Genomic DNA, 16850 nt, shown 5'->3' with positions numbered 1-16850 from the left:
GCCGAACCCGGCGGCAGTGCCTATCCCGCCCGCTTGATTTACTTAGATATGTAACTATTCTGCGTGGAATGACAAGTTCGCGCGGCATGATGGCCGAACCAGTGGATCGCATCACCGGGCTGGCCGCCCGGCTGGCGCGGGACAATATCGATACCGACCAGATCATTCCGGCGCGCTACATGACCACGATCTCGCGGTTTGGCCTTGGCGAGCACTTGTTTCGCAACTGGCGCTACCAGCCGGACGGGACACCGCGCGCCGATTTCGTGCTGAACCGCGCACCTTGGCGCAAGGCGGCGATCCTGCTGGCGGGTGACAACTTCGGCTGCGGCTCCTCGCGCGAGCATGCGCCGTGGGCGCTGGCCGATTTCGGCATCCGCTGTGTCATTGCGGGCAGTTTTGGCGACATTTTCCGCGAGAACTGCCGCCGCAACGGGATCACGCTGATTACGCTGACCTCCGGCCATGGCGCTGTCGCCGCCGCGTGCGAGCGGGGCGAGACCCTGGCCATCGATCTTGCCGCACAGGTGGTGCGCACGCCCGATGGCGGCGAGCACGCCTTCGCCTTCGCGCCGGGGCACGAGGATTACGCCACACGCCCGCTCGATGAAATTGCGCGCACCCTGCAATTCGAGGCCGCGATTGCCGCCTACGAGCGCCGGCTGGAGGAGACTGCCTGATGCCCGATACCTGGCCCGAACTGCTTGGAACGCCGCTGTGCACTGCCGATTTCCAGGTTGAGGGCGCAATCATGTCGCTGGGCCGGTCGCCCTGGGCAGAGCGCCGGATCGGCTACGTCACCGGCGGTTCGTTCGCGGGCGGCCGGCTGCGCGGGTCGATCCTGCCGGGCGGCGGCAACTGGTCGATGGCGGGCACCGGCGCGGATGGCAACGCGGTCGGCACATTCGATGCCCGCGCGATCTGGCAGACGGACGACGGGGCACTGATCTATGTCACCTACACCGGTCGCACATCGATCCCGCCCGCCGTTGGCGCGGCGTTCCGGGCGGGCGACAATGGCGTCGATCCAGCGGACTATTACATCCGGATCGCCCCCGTGTTCGAGGTCGCGGACGAACGCTATGGCTGGCTGAACGGCATTCTGGCGGTAGGCATCGGCCACCGGATGCCGTGGGGCATCCGGCACTTCATCTACGCCATCGGCTGATCACGACTTGGCCTTGATCCAGTCGACGATCAGATCGGCGGCGGCATCGCGGTGGGCGGGCGAATCCTCGAAGTAATGCGCGCCGGGGATCAGCGCCAACTGCTTGTCGGCCGAACCGATCGCATCGAAAATGCGCGTCGCATCGCTGGGGAACACGCCGGTGTCCGCTGTCCCCTGCACCACCAGCGAAGGCAGGCGGAACTTGGCGAGGTGCGGCGCGCCCTGACACTTCGACGTTTCCAGGCTCCACATCGACAGCCAGGTCTTGATCGTGTTGACCCGCCCGATGCTGGGCGTCTTGTTGGCGATTTTCGGGTCCCCGCGATAGCACAGATTGGGCAGGCGGTCCGACGGATCGAGGGTGGGGTCGATGCAGCGCAGATCGCCCCAGCAGCGGAACAGCGGGAACAGCCGGTCCGGCACCCCGGCGGCGTTCAGGCGGGCAAGTTCGGCCTTGGCCCAATCCGTGATGCGCTGGTTGCGGGCGCGCTGCGCGGCGCGGTATTTCTCCACGAACTCGGGCGAATAGGGCGGGCCGTTGTCCGGGTTGAACGGGTCCAGCTCGGCAATCGTGGCGACCGGGTCCGTCTCGTCCGCAACCGACGCGTCCATCCAGTCGGTCAGCACCTCAGGCCGCCCGACATGGGCGTTGAGCGAGATGTAGAGCTGCGCCGGGATCAGCTGGGCATAGGCTTCCGCCCCCGCCCCGCTGAGTTCGCCCGCCAGGGTCGCGGCGATGGCTTCGCCCTGATAGGCGCCCATCAGCGATCCCCCGCCGGAATTGCCCAAGATCACGATCTGCTCGACCCCCGCTTCCTCGCGCAGCCAGCGCATCCCCACCAGAATGTCCAGAATTGCGTGTTCCAGCAGGAACTGGTCCTCGAACCCGCGATAGCGCGTGTTCCAGCCCAGAAAGCCAAACCCGCGCGCGGCGATGTAGGGGGCAAGGTAGTGTTCGGAGAAATCGACGTTGTAGTGCGTCGCGATCAGCGCCACCTTCGGGCGCGGATTGCCCTTGGGCGTCCAGTAGATCCCCTGGCACGGGTTGCCGCCCGCCATGATCCGCGGCGCGGTGGGCGATGCGGAGCTGACGAAACGGGAATCAACGGTCGCTTTCAGTGGCGTGTCATCGAACATGGCTTACACTCTCTCCCGCCGGCTCAGGGGCCGGTTTCGCAAAATACATAGCATTCTAATTAAACCGAGCAAGGCTTGATCGGCGCGCCGACGCAAGCTATTGCTTAGTCTTCTAAGTGAATGGGCATGGACGACAATCAGCGCATCATTACCGAAGGGCTGCTCCGCGCGGGCCTGATCGCCGCCGGGGACGTGCCGGTCATCACGGCGCTGTCGGGCGGGGTTTCGTGCGACGTGTTCCGGGTGGAGACGCCGTCGGGCACGCTCTGCGCCAAGCGCGCGCTGCCCCGGCTGCGGGTCGCGACCGTGTGGGAAGCGCCGACGCGGCGGTCGCACTTCGAGGTGGAGTGGCTCTCCGTCGCCCGCGTCGCCGGGCTCAACGTGCCTCGCGTGGTGGCGGAATGGGAAGACCAGCACCTGTTCTTCATGGAATGGTTCCCCCAGGCGGATAACCCGGTGTGGAAGGCCGAACTGGCCGCCGGGCGGATCGATCCCGGCTTTGCCGCAGCGGTCGGCCGGGCCATCGCCGCGATCCATTCCGCGACGCAGGGCGATGCGGCGATTGCAGCGCGCTTTGCGACGGACGACCTGTTCGCCGCGCTCCGGATCGAGCCCTACCTGCTCCACACCGCCCGCGCGCACCCGGATCTGGCCGCGATCATCGAGGGCATCGCCGCGACCACGCAGGCCACCCGCGCCGCGCTGGTCCACGGCGATGTCAGCCCCAAGAACATCCTGTGCGGACGCGCCGGGCCGGTGCTGATCGACGCCGAATGCGCGTGGTATGGCGACCCGGCGTTCGACCTGGCGTTCTGCTGCACCCACATGTTGCTGAAGGGCGTGTGGCATCCACAGTGGGAACCGCAAACCGCCGCCGCGTTCGATGCGCTGCATTCCGCCTATCTGGACGCCGTGACCCCGGCCCTGCGCGGCGGGATCGAGGCACGCGCGATTGCCCTGCTCGCCGCGATCCTGCTGGCGCGGATCGATGGCCGCTCGCCGGTCGAATACCTTACCGCCGAAGCTGACCGGGACCGTGTGCGCCGCGCCGCCCGCCAGCTGCTGCAAGACCCTCCGCCCACGCTGGCCGCCTTCGGCGCGCGCTGGCGGCAACTGACAGGACAGCCATGAACACCACCATCACCCGCGTCCACGCCCGCGCCATCTGGGATTCGCGCGGCCGCCCCACGGTCGAGGCCGAAGTCGAACTGGCGGGCGGCGCGACTGGCCGCGCCAGCGCCCCGGCCGGGGCATCGCGCGGCGCGCACGAAGCCATCGACTTGCGTGACGGCGGCGAACACCTTGCGGGCATGGGCGTGGCCAACGCGGTCGCGCTGGCCCGCGCGGAGATTGCCCCGCGCCTGACCGGGATGGACGCCGCCGACCAGGCCGCCATCGACGCCGCGCTGTGCGAGTTGGACGGCACCGCCAACAAGGCCCGGCTGGGCGCGAACGCCACTGTCGCCGTCTCGCTCGCGGTGCTCCATGCCGCCGCTGCCGCAGCGGGCGAGCCGACCTGGCGCTGGCTGGCGCAGGGCCGCGCCGTGCGGCTGCCCTTGCCCGAAATCCAGATCTTCGGCGGCGGCGCCCATGCCGGGCGGCGCACCGACGTGCAGGACTTCATGGTGATGTGCCCGCGCGCCGGGTCCATCGCCCGCGCGCTGGAAATGACCGCCGATGTCTACCGCGCGGCGGGCATATTGATGGACGAAGCCGGATTGCTCGCCGGAACTGCCGATGAAGGCGGCTGGTGGCCCAACTTCAACTCCAACGAACAGGCGCTGGTCTTCCTGACCCGCGCGATCGAGCGCGCGGGCTATCGCGGGGGCGAGGACGTGTTCATCTCGCTCGACATCGCGGCGAACGAACTGGCTGATGGCGACGGCTATTTCCTGCCGCTCGATCAGCGCCGCATGACCTCTGCCGAAATGGTCGACCGCGCGGCGCAGTGGGCGCGGACCTATCCGCTGATCTCCATCGAGGACCCGGTCGGGCAGGACGACATGGCCGGAATGGCCCGCGCCACCGCGCTGCTGGGGGATGAAATCCAGATCATCGGTGACGATTTCCTGGTCACCAATGCCGCCCGCGTTAAACAGGCGCTGGCGGGCGGCGCGTGCAACGCCGCACTGATCAAGGTCAACCAGATCGGTACCGTCAGCGAAGCCGCCGCCGCGCTGAATGCGGCGCGGGATGCGGGCTGGGCCACCATCGTTTCCGCGCGCAGCGGCGAAACCGAAGACATCAGCATCGCGCACCTTGCGGTCGGCTGGGACGCGGGGCAGATCAAGGTCGGATCGTTTGCAAGGTCGGAACGCATGGCGAAATGGAATGAACTGCTGCGGATCGAGGAACAGCTGGGCAGCGCGGCCCGCTATGCCGGGATCGATGCGTTCCCGGCGGCGGTGCGGGACCGGCTGGCGCGATGAAGGCCGTCCTGCAATACCGCGCCAGCCCCGGCTTTGCGGCCATTATCGAGGCCGCGCGCGGCGCGGTGCCGGTGGCCATCGTCGATGAGGACGACGCCGCAGGCTTTACCTGCGAAATCGCCGATGCGCAGGTGCTGCTGCATGTGCTGAAACCCGTGACCGCCGCGATGATGGACGCAGGGCCGGACCTCAAGCTGATCCAGAAGATCGGCGTGGGCGTGAACACCATCGACCTTGACGCTGCCCGCGCGCGCGGAATCGCGGTGTGCAACATGCCGGGCACCAACAGCCAGGCCGTGGCCGAACTGACGCTGGGGCTGATGCTGGGCGCGCTGCGCCAACTGGCCTACCTCGATCCGCTGACCCGCGCGGGACAAGGCTGGCATCCCGATGCCGCGCTGATCGACCGGGTGGGCGAGATCGGCGGGCGGACCGTGGGCTTCCTGGGCTATGGCGCAATCCCGCAGCTGCTGGCCCCCGCGCTGATCGCACTGGGCGCGCGGGTGATCTATACCGCGCGCAGCCCCAAGGCCGATGCGCCGGGCGAGGCGGTGCCCTTGGCCGAGCTGCTGGCGCAAAGCGATATCCTCTCGCTCCACGCGCCGCTGACGGCGGAGACGCAGCGGATCATCGATGGCCCCGCGCTGGCGGCGATGAAGCAGGGCGCGGTGCTGGTGAACACCGCGCGCGGGGGGCTGGTGGATGAAGCCGCGCTCCATGCCGCGCTGGTCAGCGGGCACCTTGGCGCGGCAGGTTTGGACGTGTTCGATGCCGAACCGGCCCATGCCGACAATCCGCTGTTCGCGCTGCCAAACGTGCTGGTCACGCCGCACGTCGCGTGGATCACGCAGGAAACCCTGCGCCGCAGCATGGTCGTGGCGTTCGAGAACGTGCGGCGGATCGCGGCGGGCGAAGCCCTGCTGCACCGGGTTGCCTGAGATGGCGGCAGCCACCCGCCCCGCTGTCGTCCTCGTCTCCGGCCAGCTGCTCACCGCCGCGTGCTGGGCGCCGCAGATCGCCGCGCTGAGCCCGGACTATGACATCCGCATCGCCGATCATGGCCGCGATGACAGCATCGGCGCCATGGCCGCGCGGCTGCTGGCGGAAATGCCGGAGCGGTTCGATCTGGTGGCCCACGCGATGGGCGGGTTCGTGGCGTTCGAAGTGCTGCGCCGCGCGCCGCAGCGGGTGCGCAGCCTGGCACTGCTCAGCACCCTCGCCCCTGCCGACCAGCCCGCCCAGACCGAGCGACGGCAGGGCTATATCCGGCTGGTCGAAGCCGGCCGGTTCGATGCCGTGGTGGAGGAACGGGTGCCGATCCTGCTCCACCCCGCCCGGCGCGAGGACGAGGGCTTGCTGGCCGTGGTCCGCCGCATGGCGCAGGATACCGGGGCGGAACGGTTTCTGGGCCAGCAACGCGCGATCATGGCGCGGGCCGACAGCCGCTTGTCCCTGTCCACCATCCCCTGCCCGACGCTGCTGATCTGGGGCCGACAGGACGGCATTGCCACCGAGGCGCACCAGACGGAAATGCTCGCCGCGATTCCCGATTGCCGCCTGACCGTGATCGAGGATTGCGGTCATCTGGTCACTTTGGAAAAACCCGCTACGGTCAACGCACTGCTGGCGGACTGGCTGGCGATCAGCCGGTAGGGCGGGTCACCCCCGCCATCCGGCCAGGTAGCGATCCCGCAGCCCGCCCTTGCGCAGCTTGCCCGATGCGTCGCGCTCCAGCGCGGAGACGATCACGATCTCGCGCGGGACCTTGTATCCGGCGATCCGGTCCTTCAACTGGGCGCGCAACACCTGCGGATCAAGGCCGGTGCCGCTGACGAGCGCGACGACCGCCTCGCCATACTCCGCATCGGGCACCCCGATGACGGCGCAATCGCTCACCCCATCGAGCGCGAACAAGGCGCCCTCGACTTCGGCCGGATAGATGTTGACCCCGCCGGACACGACCATGTCGCGCACCCGGTCGCAGAGGTAGAGGTAGCCCTCTGCGTCCTGATAGCCGACATCGCCCAGCGTGATCAGGTCGCCCAGCGCCACTTCGGCGCGCTTGGCCGGATCGCCGCGATAGGTAAAATCGGGATAGTCGTGCAGGCGGCCATAGATTTCGCCGGTGCTGCCGCGCGGCACGTCGTGCCCGTCGGGGCCGACAATCCGCAGCTCCGCCCCGGCCACCGGCTTGCCACAGGTGCCGGGATGGGCCAGCCACTCCGCGCTGTCGCACAGGGTCAGCGGGCCGGTTTCGGTGCCGCCATAATATTCCGCGATGATCGGCCCCCACCAGTCGATCATCGCCCGCTTGACGTCTGGCGCGCAGGGCCCGCCCGCGTGGATCGCCCAGCGCAGCGAGGAGAGGTCATAGGCCTTGCGGACCGCCTCTGGCAGCCGCAGCAGCCGCACGAACATGATCGGGGCGAGGCCGACCGAGGTGATCCGTTCCCGCTCCACCAGCGCCAGGAAGGCTTCGGGATCGAACCGGGGCATGATCTCCAGATGCGCCGCCAGCGTCGCGGCGTGGAGCGCCATCTGGTTGGGAAAGGCGTGATAAAGCGGCCCCGGCACCGCAACCCGGCTGTCCGGCGTGATCTGGTACATCGCCGAGCGCAGCGCCTGCATCCGCACCTGCTGCTCTGCGCTCGCCGGCACGCGCTGCACCCCCTTGGGCCGCCCGGTCGTGCCAGAAGTATAGACGATGCTGCCGGGGGCCAGCTGGCGCGGCAGATCGCAGGGCGCAAAGCCATCGCGCCAGTCGGCGTAACCCGGCAGGCCGGTAGCGGCACCGTCCGGCGTGGCTACCGCGAAAGTCGGGATGCGGGCGTGCCAGCTGGCGGGGAGCGATGCGGCCAGCGTGTCGGCGACGAACAGCGCGCGCGGGGCGCTGTCATCCAGCAGGTATTCGATCTCGCCCGGCTTGAAGTGCCAGTTGATCGGCACCACAAACGCACCGATCCGCCCCACCGCGAGGGAGATTTCGATGAATTCGACAGAGTTCGGCAGGATCAGCGCAACCCGCTCCCCGGCAGTCACGCCCAGTGCGGCCAGCCCCGCCGCGGTCCGCTCGACCCGGTCCAGCAATGTGGCGCGGGTGATGGCAGGGCCGGCGGCGCGGATCGTGGCGTTGTGGGCGTCGGTCATGGTGCCAGACATGCGGCACACGCGCCGCGGGATCAATAGTCAATTAAATTTACAAATACTCAGACGAGCGGGTGATTGAGCGCCAGCCCCAGATGCTGCCGCCCGGTCAGTTCGCGGGTCGCGTCCCAATCCCAGAAGGCGTGCGAGCAGACCATGTTGAGATCGCGCCAGATGCGCTGAAGCGGCTGGCTTTCGTGAAAGCTGGACGCGCCTGCTGCGGCCATCATCGCGTTCACGCTGTCGCGGCAGTGTTTTGAAACCCAGCCAACGCGGCCCTTCATCTCCAGCCGGTCCTCCACCGTAAAGGGGCGGCTGTGCAGGATCTGCTCGGCCCGGCCATAGATCACGCGCGCCATGTCGGTCGCGATCCGTGTGGCGATTTCCTGTTCGCCCAAGGTGATGTGCGCCATCTGCTGGTCCCCGACCACCACGCCGCTGAAGTTGCGCACCCGGCGCGCGACGATGTCCTGACTGGCCGCAAGCGCGCCCACCAAGGCTCCGGTGAGCACCGGCACGATGGTGCAATAGGCCGAGACCATAAACGGGATCGACATCAGCGGATTGTCATACAGCCGCGAGCCTTCGGTCGACCCGTCCTGCAGCGATTCACGCGCGATGGTGCGGTGATCGGGCACGAACACCTCACGCGCGATGTAATCGTTGCTGCCGGTGCCGCCCATGCCGACATAGTTCCACACGTCGACCACCTCGACCGCGTCCACCGGCATGACGAAGGATCGCATCCCGTCTTCGGCCTTGCCGCTCATCATCACCCAGTCTGCGTGGGCGATGCCCGATCCCCACGACACCCGGCCGCTGACGATCCACCCGCCATCGACCTTGCGCGCGGCCATGTCCGGCGCGGCGGCGGCGGGGAGCAGGACATAGCCCTTCGGCCCCAGCAGCTCTTCCTGCCCTGCTTGCGGGAACTTGGTCACATAGATGATGTGGCTGATGTAGAACGCCGCGATCCAGCCGGTGGAGGGGCAGGCCGCGCTGATGATTTCCACCACTTCCAGCATGGTGGAGAGGCTGGCTTCCGATCCGCCGAAGCGGCGGGGCACGAACATCTGGATCAGTTCCGCCTCGATCATGTCGCGGATGGACTCATCGTGCGGATGGCGCAGGCGCTCCGTCTCGGCCGCGCGTTCACGGATGCGCGGGGCAAGGTCGCGGGCGCGCTGGATCAGTTCGGCATCGGTGGCGGGCATCGCGCTCTCCGGGTCTGGTCTGGTTATGCCCACCGGGATGCCACTTAATTATACGACTGTCTATTTAATTTCACGCTGGCGTGCTATGGCTGATCCATGACCACCCCGCCGCCCCAACGCCGACCGGGCCGCCCCGCGCAAGGCGATGCCCCCGCCCTGTCGGAGGATGCCTGCCTGGACGTGGCGCTGGCCGCCTTTGCCGAGCGCGGGTTCGAAGGCGCATCGATCCGCGAGATCGCCCGCGCCGCCGGGATCAGCCACGGGCTGCTGGCCATGCGGTTCGGGTCAAAACAGGCGCTGTGGATCGCGGCGGTCGATCACGGGATGATGCGGCTCAACCGCCGGATGATCGCCACCACGCGCGCCCTGCCCGCCGCCGCCAGCGTGGCAGACCGGATGCTGGCCGCCTGCATCGATTTCCTGGAATCGCTGGCCGAATTTCCCGCGATCATCCAGGTCGTCAATATCGAGGGCACCCAGCCGGGCGAGCGGCTGGACTATATCGTCCAGACATTCTTTCGTGGTCAGGACTGGCCGTTCACCGCGTTGCTGGCCGAAGGGCAGGCGCAGGGCGTGTTCCGTGATGTCCATGTCACCGTGCCGTTCACCCTGCTGGCCCACGGCGCGGGCGCGCTGGTGGCGCTGCGCCCGCTGATGGCGGCCGTCAGCCCGCGCACCGGCAAGGAACCGGACGGGCTGGCGCGGACCATCGAGGCCGCCGCCAGCCTGATCGTGCGCGGGCTATTGCGTTAGCACTGCGCGCCCTTCGTCGCGGCCCAGCCGATGGCGTCTTCCAGCAGGGCAACATTCAGCGGATGGCTGTAGGTTTCGGGCAGGTGGCCGATGGCGGAATAGAACATCCGTCCCTTGCCGATGCAGCGGGTCCACGCGATTGGGTGATCGCCCATGTCGAGGTTGCCGCCGAACCGGCCCGTGCGGCTGTAGGTGCTTTCATCCAGCGACAGGATCACCCTGGCCCCGGTGGCGCGCGGGTTGTTCCGGAATGAATACCATTCGTCCGTCATGCGCCATTCGGCCGGCAGGCGCCCGGCCAGCGGGTGGCTCTTGTCCACCACCACGCGGGCTTCCTGGAACTGCGGGTCCATCGGATGCCCGGCAAAGCGAGCGCCGATCAGGGTGTCGGGATACCAGTCCCAGAAATAGACCGGATCGCCCGCCGAACCATGAATGCCGACATAGCCGCCGCCACGCTTCAGGAAGGCCTGAAACGCCTTGCGCTGGGTCAGGGTCAGGACGTCGCCCGAAATGTTGTTCCAGATCACCGCGTCGAACTTGCCCAGCGTCGCGGCGTTGAACGCGCCGCCCTTTTCGGTGACGACCATCTGCCAGCCCTTGCGCTCAGCCATCGCCGTCAGCGCGGCGCGGGCGGAGTTGACCGAGGGGACATCGCGAAAGCCGTTGATCTTTTCAAATAGCAGCACGCGCGGGGCCTTGGCAGCGCCTTTCGGCACGGCCACGCGGTCATTGTCATAGCGGGCGCAGCGGGCGACCTTGTCTTCGCGCGTCACCGGCAAGGCGCGCAGCTTTGCATCGAGCGCGGGGAGCACGCCCGCGTCCATGCCCACAATCGCCGCCGCGTCGCGGATCGTCAGGATCGATGCGAAGGTGGGGGCGGCGGTGCCCATCGGCATGAAGTAATCCTTGCCGGGGTCCTTGCCGGTCGCCTCGGTCGCCAAGCGGCGCGCGGCGGGGTTGAGCAGGATGTCGACCAGCGGTGCATCGACCGAGAACGGCGCATCGCGCAGCGGGCAATCGAGCAGCGGCGCGGTTCTCGCCGCAGCGGGCATGGCCGCCAGTGCGGTGCCGAGCGCGGCCATCAGACCGATCAGTTTCAAGCGGGTCATCGCGCCGTCTCCTTACAACTTGCCCGATTTCAGGAATTCGACCGCATGATGCGCCGCGCGGGCGGAAAGCGCCATATAGGTCAGGGAAGGGTTCTGGCAGCCGGACGAAGTCATCGCCGCGCCATCGGTGACGAACAGGTTGGGCACTTCATGCGCCTGGTTGAACCCGTTCAGCACCGACGTCTTCGGATCGCGGCCCATCCGCGCGGTGCCCATTTCGTGGATGCCCAGCCCCGGCGTGGCAGCGGCATCGGCCTGCGCCACGACCTTGCCCCCGGCGGCTTCCAGCATCGCCTTCCCATCGGCCAGGATCTGCTTGATCATGGTCTGCTCGTTCTTGCCAATGGCATATTCGATATGCGGAATGGGGATGCCCCACTTGTCCTTGCGGGTGGCATGCAGCGTCACCCGGTTGTCCGGGTTGGGCAGCACTTCGCCAAAGCCCGCGATGAAGCCCATCCACGGGCCAAGCTGGCTGGCTTTCTGGCGAATATCCGCCCCGACCGCGCCCGGCGTCATCGCCCCCTGCTTCCACCCGGCGCGGCTGATCCCGCCCTGATAGCCATATCCGCGGACATAGCCGTCCGCCTCCTCGGTCACGTTGCGGAAGCGCGGGATATAGAGCCCGGTCGGGCGGCGGCCCTTGTAATAGCTGTCCTGCGGCCCCGGGAACATCGCCACGGTGGCCAGACCATAGAGGTGGTCCATCAGGTTACGCCCGACCTGGTCCGACCCGTTGGCCAGCCCGCGCGGGTTGGCCTCGCTGGCGGAATTGAGCAGGATCTGCGCGGTGCCGATGGTCGAGGCGTTGAGGAAGAAGATCTTCGCCGCATAGGTGCGGCCCTCGTTGGTCTTGGCGTCGATCACCTTGACCGCCGTGATCCGGCCGGTCTTGGGATCGTGGACCAGCGAGTGGACGATGGCATCGGTCACGATGGTCAGGTTGCCGGTGCGCTCTGCCGCAGGGAGCGATGCGGTCAGGCTGGAATGCATCGCCCCGAACCGACAGCCGCGTTCGCAGATCGAGCGGTTCTGGCAGCTCGTGCGCCCCAGCTCCTCATGCTGCGGCTGCGCGACCGAGAGGTTGGCCGTGCGCCCGGAAATCACCTTGCGGCCCGGAAACGTGCCTTCAACCGCCGCCTTGAACTGCTTTTCGGCATCGTTGAGTTCAAACGCGGGCAGGAACTTGCCATCGGGCAGTTGCTCCAGTCCCTCGTTCGATCCGGCGACGCCAATGAAGGTTTCAACGTGGTCATACCACGGTGCCAGATCGGCATAACGGATCGGCCAGTCGACCCCGTGGCCATCCCTGGCATTGGCCGACAGGTCGATTTCCGACAGGCGATAGCTTTGCCGCCCCCACATGACCGAACGCCCGCCCAGATGATCGCCCCGAATCCAGCTGAACGGCTTGCCGTCCGGCGTGGAATAGGGCTGCTCGCTGTCCTTGGGCCAGTACTGCTTGGTCGCCTGGCTGAAGGCATAGCACTGGCTTTGCACCGGATAGTCGCGCGCGACTTCCTCTTCCGGCACGCGGTTGTTCAGCGGGAATTCCCACGGCATCAGGTGGTCGGTGTAATCGGTCGCCGGATCGATTTTCTTGCCGCGTTCCAGCACCAGCACTTTCAGGCCGCGCTCGCACAGCTCCTTGGCGGCGAACCCGCCGCTCATCCCCGAACCGATCACGATTGCATCAAACGACATCAGGCTTGCTCCAGATCAGAAGATGCCGAAAGCGGCGGCAGGACGGGTTTCGGGGGTGACCTTGATCGACGGCTGCCATTTGCCGGGAACGTGCTCGTACGACAGGTCGCTCGTCAGGCCTGCCTCGCTGGCGTAGAACAGCACCAGCACCAGTTCCTTCAGCTTGTGATAGCCCACGTCCGCCACCGAGATGACCGGTTCGAACAGCGACCCCTTGGGCGCATCGGGGGCCAGCGGCACGGGGGCCAACGCAGCCTTGTCATGCGCGGCCAGGAACGCCAGCCGATCGGCTGCGGCCAGTTCGGCAAAGGCCTTGCCCGTCTGCCGTCTGGCCGCCGCATCCAGCCGGTCGAGCGCGCCGGACAGGGCCTCGCGCGTCTCCGCGCTCGCCCAGTCGGCATACATCTGCGCCAGCACCCTGGGCACGCCGGCTTGCAGTGCGCCGGGCGTATCGGTTGCCGGAAGCAGCGTGTCGGCATAGGCGTCGAGCAGCTTCAACCGGTCCGCCGCCAGCGCGGCAGGCGCACCCGATCCCGGCAGCAGGTCGCACCCGGCCAGCGCAGTCGCCCCCAGCAGCAGCATCGCGCGCTGCATCAGCCCGCGCCTGTCGATCATGGGGGCCATCATGGCGAAATCCTCCATCGCGTCGTCTCCCGTCCTCAGCCTTGCGCCCAGCAATCGCGGATGAAGCGATGGCCCTGGGTGTACACCTCCTCCTCGGAGGCGAAGAATTTGCGCCACACGCGCGTCGCGGCGGCCAGTTCGGGGACCGCTCCGCCAAATGCCTCGATGGTCAGCCACTGGTCATAGCCCAGCGCTTTCAGCGCGCTGATCGCCTCGCGGATACGCGCCTGCCCGCGCCCCGGCGTGCCGCGATCGTTCTCGCTGATGTGGACGTGCGCCAGCTGGCCCCGGCCCCACGCCCCGGTCAGCGCGGCGATGGAATCGGCTTCCTCGATATGGGCGTGGAACGTATCGAAATGGATGCCGAAACCCGGCTCATCCAGCAGGTCAAGGTAGGCGCCGGCCTGCTCGCAGGTGTTGAGCAGGTGGCATTCGAAGCGGTTGAGCACTTCCAGCGCGCAAGTCAGGTTCGCGGCGCGGGCCAGCGGTGCAATCCGCCGGTGCACTTCGGCGCAGCGCTCGTATTCTGCCAGCGTCGGCCCGGTGCCCGAAAATTCCCCCAGCGGCTGATACCACGGCCCGACCAGCACTTCGGCCCCCAGCGCCTCGCAGCAATCGACCACGCGGGCCAGATGCTCGAACCCGGCCTGACGCACGGCGGCATCCGGCGAAATCGGGCTGTGCGCGGCATCGGGGATCAGGGCCACCGCCGTGCGCGCCAGACCCAGATCGTCCAGCAAAGCTCCCAGCCGCCGGTAATGCGCAGGGTCTGCCGCATCGAACACCGGCACTTCAACCCCGTCGAACCCGGTTTGCTTCAGCGCGCCCAGCAGCGGCGCGTGCTCTTTGGTCACGTGCCCTGTCCAGAGCAGCAGGTTCATCCCGACTTTCATGTGCGATTACGCTCCATCAACCAGACTACGCCGAACACCACGAACAGCACCAGCGGGATCACCGCGATGGTCTGGAACGAAGTCTCGGCAGCATAGGCCAGCACGTCCTGCAACTGGGGCGAACCGGATTCCAGCGCGGCAAAGGCCTCCTGCCCGCCAGCCTTGGCCAGCTTGGCATCGTCATAGATCCGGCCCAGCTGCGGCAGCACGAAATAGATCGCCATCGCCCCGGCAAAGCCGACCAGCCCGATCCCCCACGGCCCGCTGCGCGGGAACCGCCGCGATACTGCCGCCAGCATCGTCGGCCACATGAAGCACACCCCCAGCGCCCACAGCGTCGCCGCGACCAGCGCGGTCAGCGGCGAATTCGCGGTGCTGAGCAGGTACAGCCCCGCCGCAGCCGGCAGCGTGCAGATCAGCAGCAGCCCCATGTCGGAAAAGCGCTGCTCCAGCGCGCCCGCGAAGTGCCGCATCACGAACATGATCGCCGAGACATAGACCAGCACCAGAATGCCCGGCATCCCGACCGTCTGGCTGAGCGTGACGTCCACCCACGCCCCCGGCGCCAGTTCGGCCGAGGCGGTGAGGAACATGATCGCGAAAAAGATCCAGAACGTCGGGCGCTTGAACGGTTCGGCCAGCATATCGCCAAAGCTGACGCCCTGCACTGCGCACTGGGTCTGCGGAAAATCGACCCGCAGCGCCCACAGCCCCAGCACGATCCCCGGCAGGATCGGCAGCGCCACCGCCAGCCGCCAGTCAAGGTTCAGCTGGCTGAACAGCACCACGCTGGTCAGCCCGCCGACCACGATCCCGAACGGCCACCAGGCGTGCAGACTGTTGAGCTTGCCGGTCTGGTCATCGGGATAGATCGTGGCGGTCACCGGGTTAATCGACGCCTCGGTCGCGCCCCAGCCGAAGCCCCAGATCACCATCGCGAGATTCAGCAGCAGATAGACCGAACCGCTTGCCAGCGGCGCCATGAGCACCAATGCCGGACCCGCAACGAAGCAGAACGCCGCGAACAGCACCACCCGCCGCGCGCCGACCCGGTCAAGCAGCGGGCTGATCACCAGCAGGCTGAGTGCAAAACCCAGGAACGAGCTGCCCAGCACGGTCCCGATCATCTCGCCCGAATGCTGCGCGTCGATTGGATCGAGCAGCGCCGTCTTCAGCGCGCCCGCCGCGCCCGCGCGCAACGAGTTGGCCAGCGCGGCGGTGAACAGCGCCAGCACGCAGACCCAGTAGATGGCGCGACGATTGTCAGTGGTCCCCGGCATTGCATTCTCCCCCACCGGGCGCATCACGCGCCTCTTGGTGGCGGGGGAGTATCAAGCTGGAAGCCATCCGGACATACTGGAATTGCGGTATTGATCGGGCAGATATCGCCCTATCGATCCGGCGGGACGGAGCGTCAGGCGATCACACCGGCAGGCCGACATAGTTCTCCGCGATGGTGGTCTGCGCGGCCACGCTGCTGGCGATGTAATCCAGTTCGGCCACCTGCATCGCGCGTTCGAACGGGCCGTCTTCGGGGAAGCGGTGCATCAGCTTGGTCAGCGACCAGCTGAACCGTTCCGATTTCCACACCCGCGCCAGCGCCTTGGCGGAGTAACCGATCACGGCATCGTTATCGCCGCGCCTGAAGAACGCGGTCAGCGCTTCGGCGGCATAATGGACGTCGCTGGCGGCGAGGTTCAGGCCCTTTGCCCCGGTCGGCGGCACGATATGCGCGGCGTCCCCGCACAGCAGCAGGCTGCCGTGGCGCATCGGTTCGAACACATAGGAACGCAGCGGCGCGATGGACTTTTCAATCGAGGGCCCGCGCGTCATCCCGGCGGCGGCATCGGGGCCGAGGCGGATCGCCAGCTCATCCCAGATCCGCTCATCCGACCAGTCCTCGACCTTCTCGGTCAGCGGCACGTCGATGTAATAGCGGCTGCGGGTGTGGCTGCGCATCGAGGCCAGCGCAAAGCCGCGTTCATGGTTGGCATAGATCAGTTCCGGATTGCACGGCGGCACATCGGCCAGAATGCCCAGCCAGCCGAACGGATAGACCCGCTCGAACTCGCGCGCGGCGCGGGCGGGGATCGCCTTGCGGCTGGGGCCGTGGAACCCGTCGCAGCCAACCACGAAGCGCGCGTCGAGCCGCTGATCCGCGCCGTCGTGGCGGAACGTGACGAAGGGCGCGTCGCTCTCGATGGCGTGGACCGCGACGTCCTCCGCGCCGTACAGCACCGGCAATCCGCGCGCCGGGGCGGCGTCCATCAGGTCGCGGGTAATCTCGGTCTGGCCATAGACCACCACGGTCTTGCCGGTCAGGCCCGCCACATCAATCCGGATCAGGCGTTCGCCATCGGCCAGGTTGAAGCCTTCCTCGACCAGCCCTTCGGCTTTGAGCCGCGCGTCGAGGCCGAGCCGTTCCATTAGCCCGACGGTGACTTGTTCCAGCACCCCGGCGCGAATCCGCGAAAGGACGTAATCAGGTGTCTGGCGTTCCACCACCACACAGTCGATGCCCTCGGCCCGCAGCAAATGGCCAAGGAACAGGCCGGCCGGACCAGCGCCGACAATGGCAACCTGGGTTTTCATGCAACGCATCTCCCGTTGTTATGGGGACGGGGCTAACCCGGACCGCCCCATCCGGCCATGTCGGTTTGATCCATAAACTT

At 67.4% G+C, this 16850-nt stretch carries 16 protein-coding genes; 7 read left to right on the top strand and 9 right to left on the bottom strand.

The window, feature by feature from the left end:
- Positions 1-68: 68 nt before the first annotated feature.
- Positions 69-680 carry a 3-isopropylmalate dehydratase small subunit gene (leuD, locus tag IE113_RS11425; RefSeq protein WP_229822321.1) on the top strand — a complete coding sequence of 204 codons (612 nt, stop codon included), beginning with the start codon at positions 69-71 and terminating at the stop codon, positions 678-680.
- Complete coding sequence (locus IE113_RS11420; RefSeq protein WP_189541581.1) at positions 680-1168, top strand: DUF3237 domain-containing protein; 489 nt, start codon at positions 680-682, stop codon at positions 1166-1168. The genes leuD and IE113_RS11420 overlap by 1 nt, the downstream gene beginning before the upstream one ends.
- Here IE113_RS11420 and IE113_RS11415 read toward each other — a convergent pair whose 3' ends face one another.
- On the bottom strand, positions 1169-2305 hold the full coding sequence (locus IE113_RS11415) for an alpha/beta hydrolase (protein WP_189541579.1): 1137 nt from the start codon (positions 2303-2305) through the stop codon (positions 1169-1171).
- A 126-nt stretch (positions 2306-2431) separates the two neighbouring features.
- On the opposite strand from IE113_RS11415, the gene IE113_RS11410 reads away from it, so the two are divergent.
- Genes IE113_RS11410 through IE113_RS11395 form a run of 4 tightly spaced genes read left to right on the top strand, consistent with a single transcriptional unit; the run spans position 2432 to position 6387 of the window.
- Entirely contained in the window at positions 2432-3436 is a 1005-nt protein-coding gene (locus IE113_RS11410; RefSeq protein ID WP_189541577.1) for an aminoglycoside phosphotransferase family protein, read from the top strand.
- Positions 3433-4734: a phosphopyruvate hydratase gene (gene eno, locus IE113_RS11405; protein WP_189541575.1), complete on the top strand. Its 1302-nt coding sequence runs from the start codon at positions 3433-3435 to the stop codon at positions 4732-4734. Before IE113_RS11410 ends, eno begins: the two co-directional genes overlap by 4 nt.
- Complete coding sequence (locus IE113_RS11400) at positions 4731-5672, top strand: NAD(P)-dependent oxidoreductase (RefSeq protein WP_189541574.1); 942 nt, start codon at positions 4731-4733, stop codon at positions 5670-5672. Before eno ends, IE113_RS11400 begins: the two co-directional genes overlap by 4 nt.
- A 1-nt stretch (position 5673) precedes the next feature.
- Positions 5674-6387 (top strand): alpha/beta fold hydrolase, encoded by a 714-nt coding sequence (locus IE113_RS11395; RefSeq protein WP_189541572.1) that lies wholly within the window; start codon positions 5674-5676, stop codon positions 6385-6387.
- A 6-nt stretch (positions 6388-6393) separates the two neighbouring features.
- Here the strand turns inward: IE113_RS11395 and IE113_RS11390 are convergent, their stop codons facing one another.
- Entirely contained in the window at positions 6394-7881 is a 1488-nt protein-coding gene (locus IE113_RS11390) for an AMP-binding protein (RefSeq protein ID WP_189541570.1), read from the bottom strand.
- Between the two features lie 59 nt (positions 7882-7940).
- A complete protein-coding gene (locus IE113_RS11385) occupies positions 7941-9092 on the bottom strand; it encodes an acyl-CoA dehydrogenase family protein (protein ID WP_189541568.1) in 1152 nt (383 codons plus the stop codon).
- 96 nt (positions 9093-9188) lie between these two features.
- On the opposite strand from IE113_RS11385, the gene IE113_RS11380 reads away from it, so the two are divergent.
- Positions 9189-9845 (top strand): TetR/AcrR family transcriptional regulator, encoded by a 657-nt coding sequence (locus IE113_RS11380; RefSeq protein ID WP_189541566.1) that lies wholly within the window; start codon positions 9189-9191, stop codon positions 9843-9845.
- Here the strand turns inward: IE113_RS11380 and IE113_RS11375 are convergent.
- The 6 genes from IE113_RS11375 to pobA all read right to left on the bottom strand — a co-directional run bounded on the left by IE113_RS11375 (position 9842) and on the right by pobA (position 16770).
- Positions 9842-10957: a ThuA domain-containing protein gene (locus IE113_RS11375; RefSeq protein WP_189541564.1), complete on the bottom strand. Its 1116-nt coding sequence runs from the start codon at positions 10955-10957 to the stop codon at positions 9842-9844. The genes IE113_RS11380 and IE113_RS11375 overlap by 4 nt on opposite strands.
- A 12-nt stretch (positions 10958-10969) precedes the next feature.
- Complete coding sequence (locus IE113_RS11370; RefSeq protein ID WP_189541562.1) at positions 10970-12661, bottom strand: GMC family oxidoreductase; 1692 nt, start codon at positions 12659-12661, stop codon at positions 10970-10972.
- Positions 12662-12676: 15 nt separating this feature from the next.
- Positions 12677-13303 (bottom strand): gluconate 2-dehydrogenase subunit 3 family protein, encoded by a 627-nt coding sequence (locus IE113_RS11365; RefSeq protein ID WP_189541559.1) that lies wholly within the window; start codon positions 13301-13303, stop codon positions 12677-12679.
- A gap of 17 nt (positions 13304-13320) precedes the next feature.
- Positions 13321-14178: a sugar phosphate isomerase/epimerase family protein gene (locus IE113_RS11360; protein ID WP_189541557.1), complete on the bottom strand. Its 858-nt coding sequence runs from the start codon at positions 14176-14178 to the stop codon at positions 13321-13323.
- Positions 14175-15458: an MFS transporter gene (locus IE113_RS11355; RefSeq protein ID WP_189541555.1), complete on the bottom strand. Its 1284-nt coding sequence runs from the start codon at positions 15456-15458 to the stop codon at positions 14175-14177. The genes IE113_RS11360 and IE113_RS11355 overlap by 4 nt, the downstream gene beginning before the upstream one ends.
- Positions 15459-15600: 142 nt before the next feature.
- The gene (gene pobA, locus IE113_RS11350; RefSeq protein WP_189541554.1) at positions 15601-16770 is read right to left on the bottom strand and encodes a 4-hydroxybenzoate 3-monooxygenase; all 1170 of its coding nucleotides are present in this window, start codon (positions 16768-16770) and stop codon (positions 15601-15603) included.
- Between the last annotated feature and the right edge of the window lie 80 nt (positions 16771-16850).

It is taken from the genome of Novosphingobium arvoryzae (assembly GCF_014652615.1).
Taxonomy (GTDB): Bacteria; Pseudomonadota; Alphaproteobacteria; order Sphingomonadales; family Sphingomonadaceae; genus Novosphingobium; species Novosphingobium arvoryzae.
This window is presented reverse-complemented; position numbering and strand designations above follow the sequence as displayed.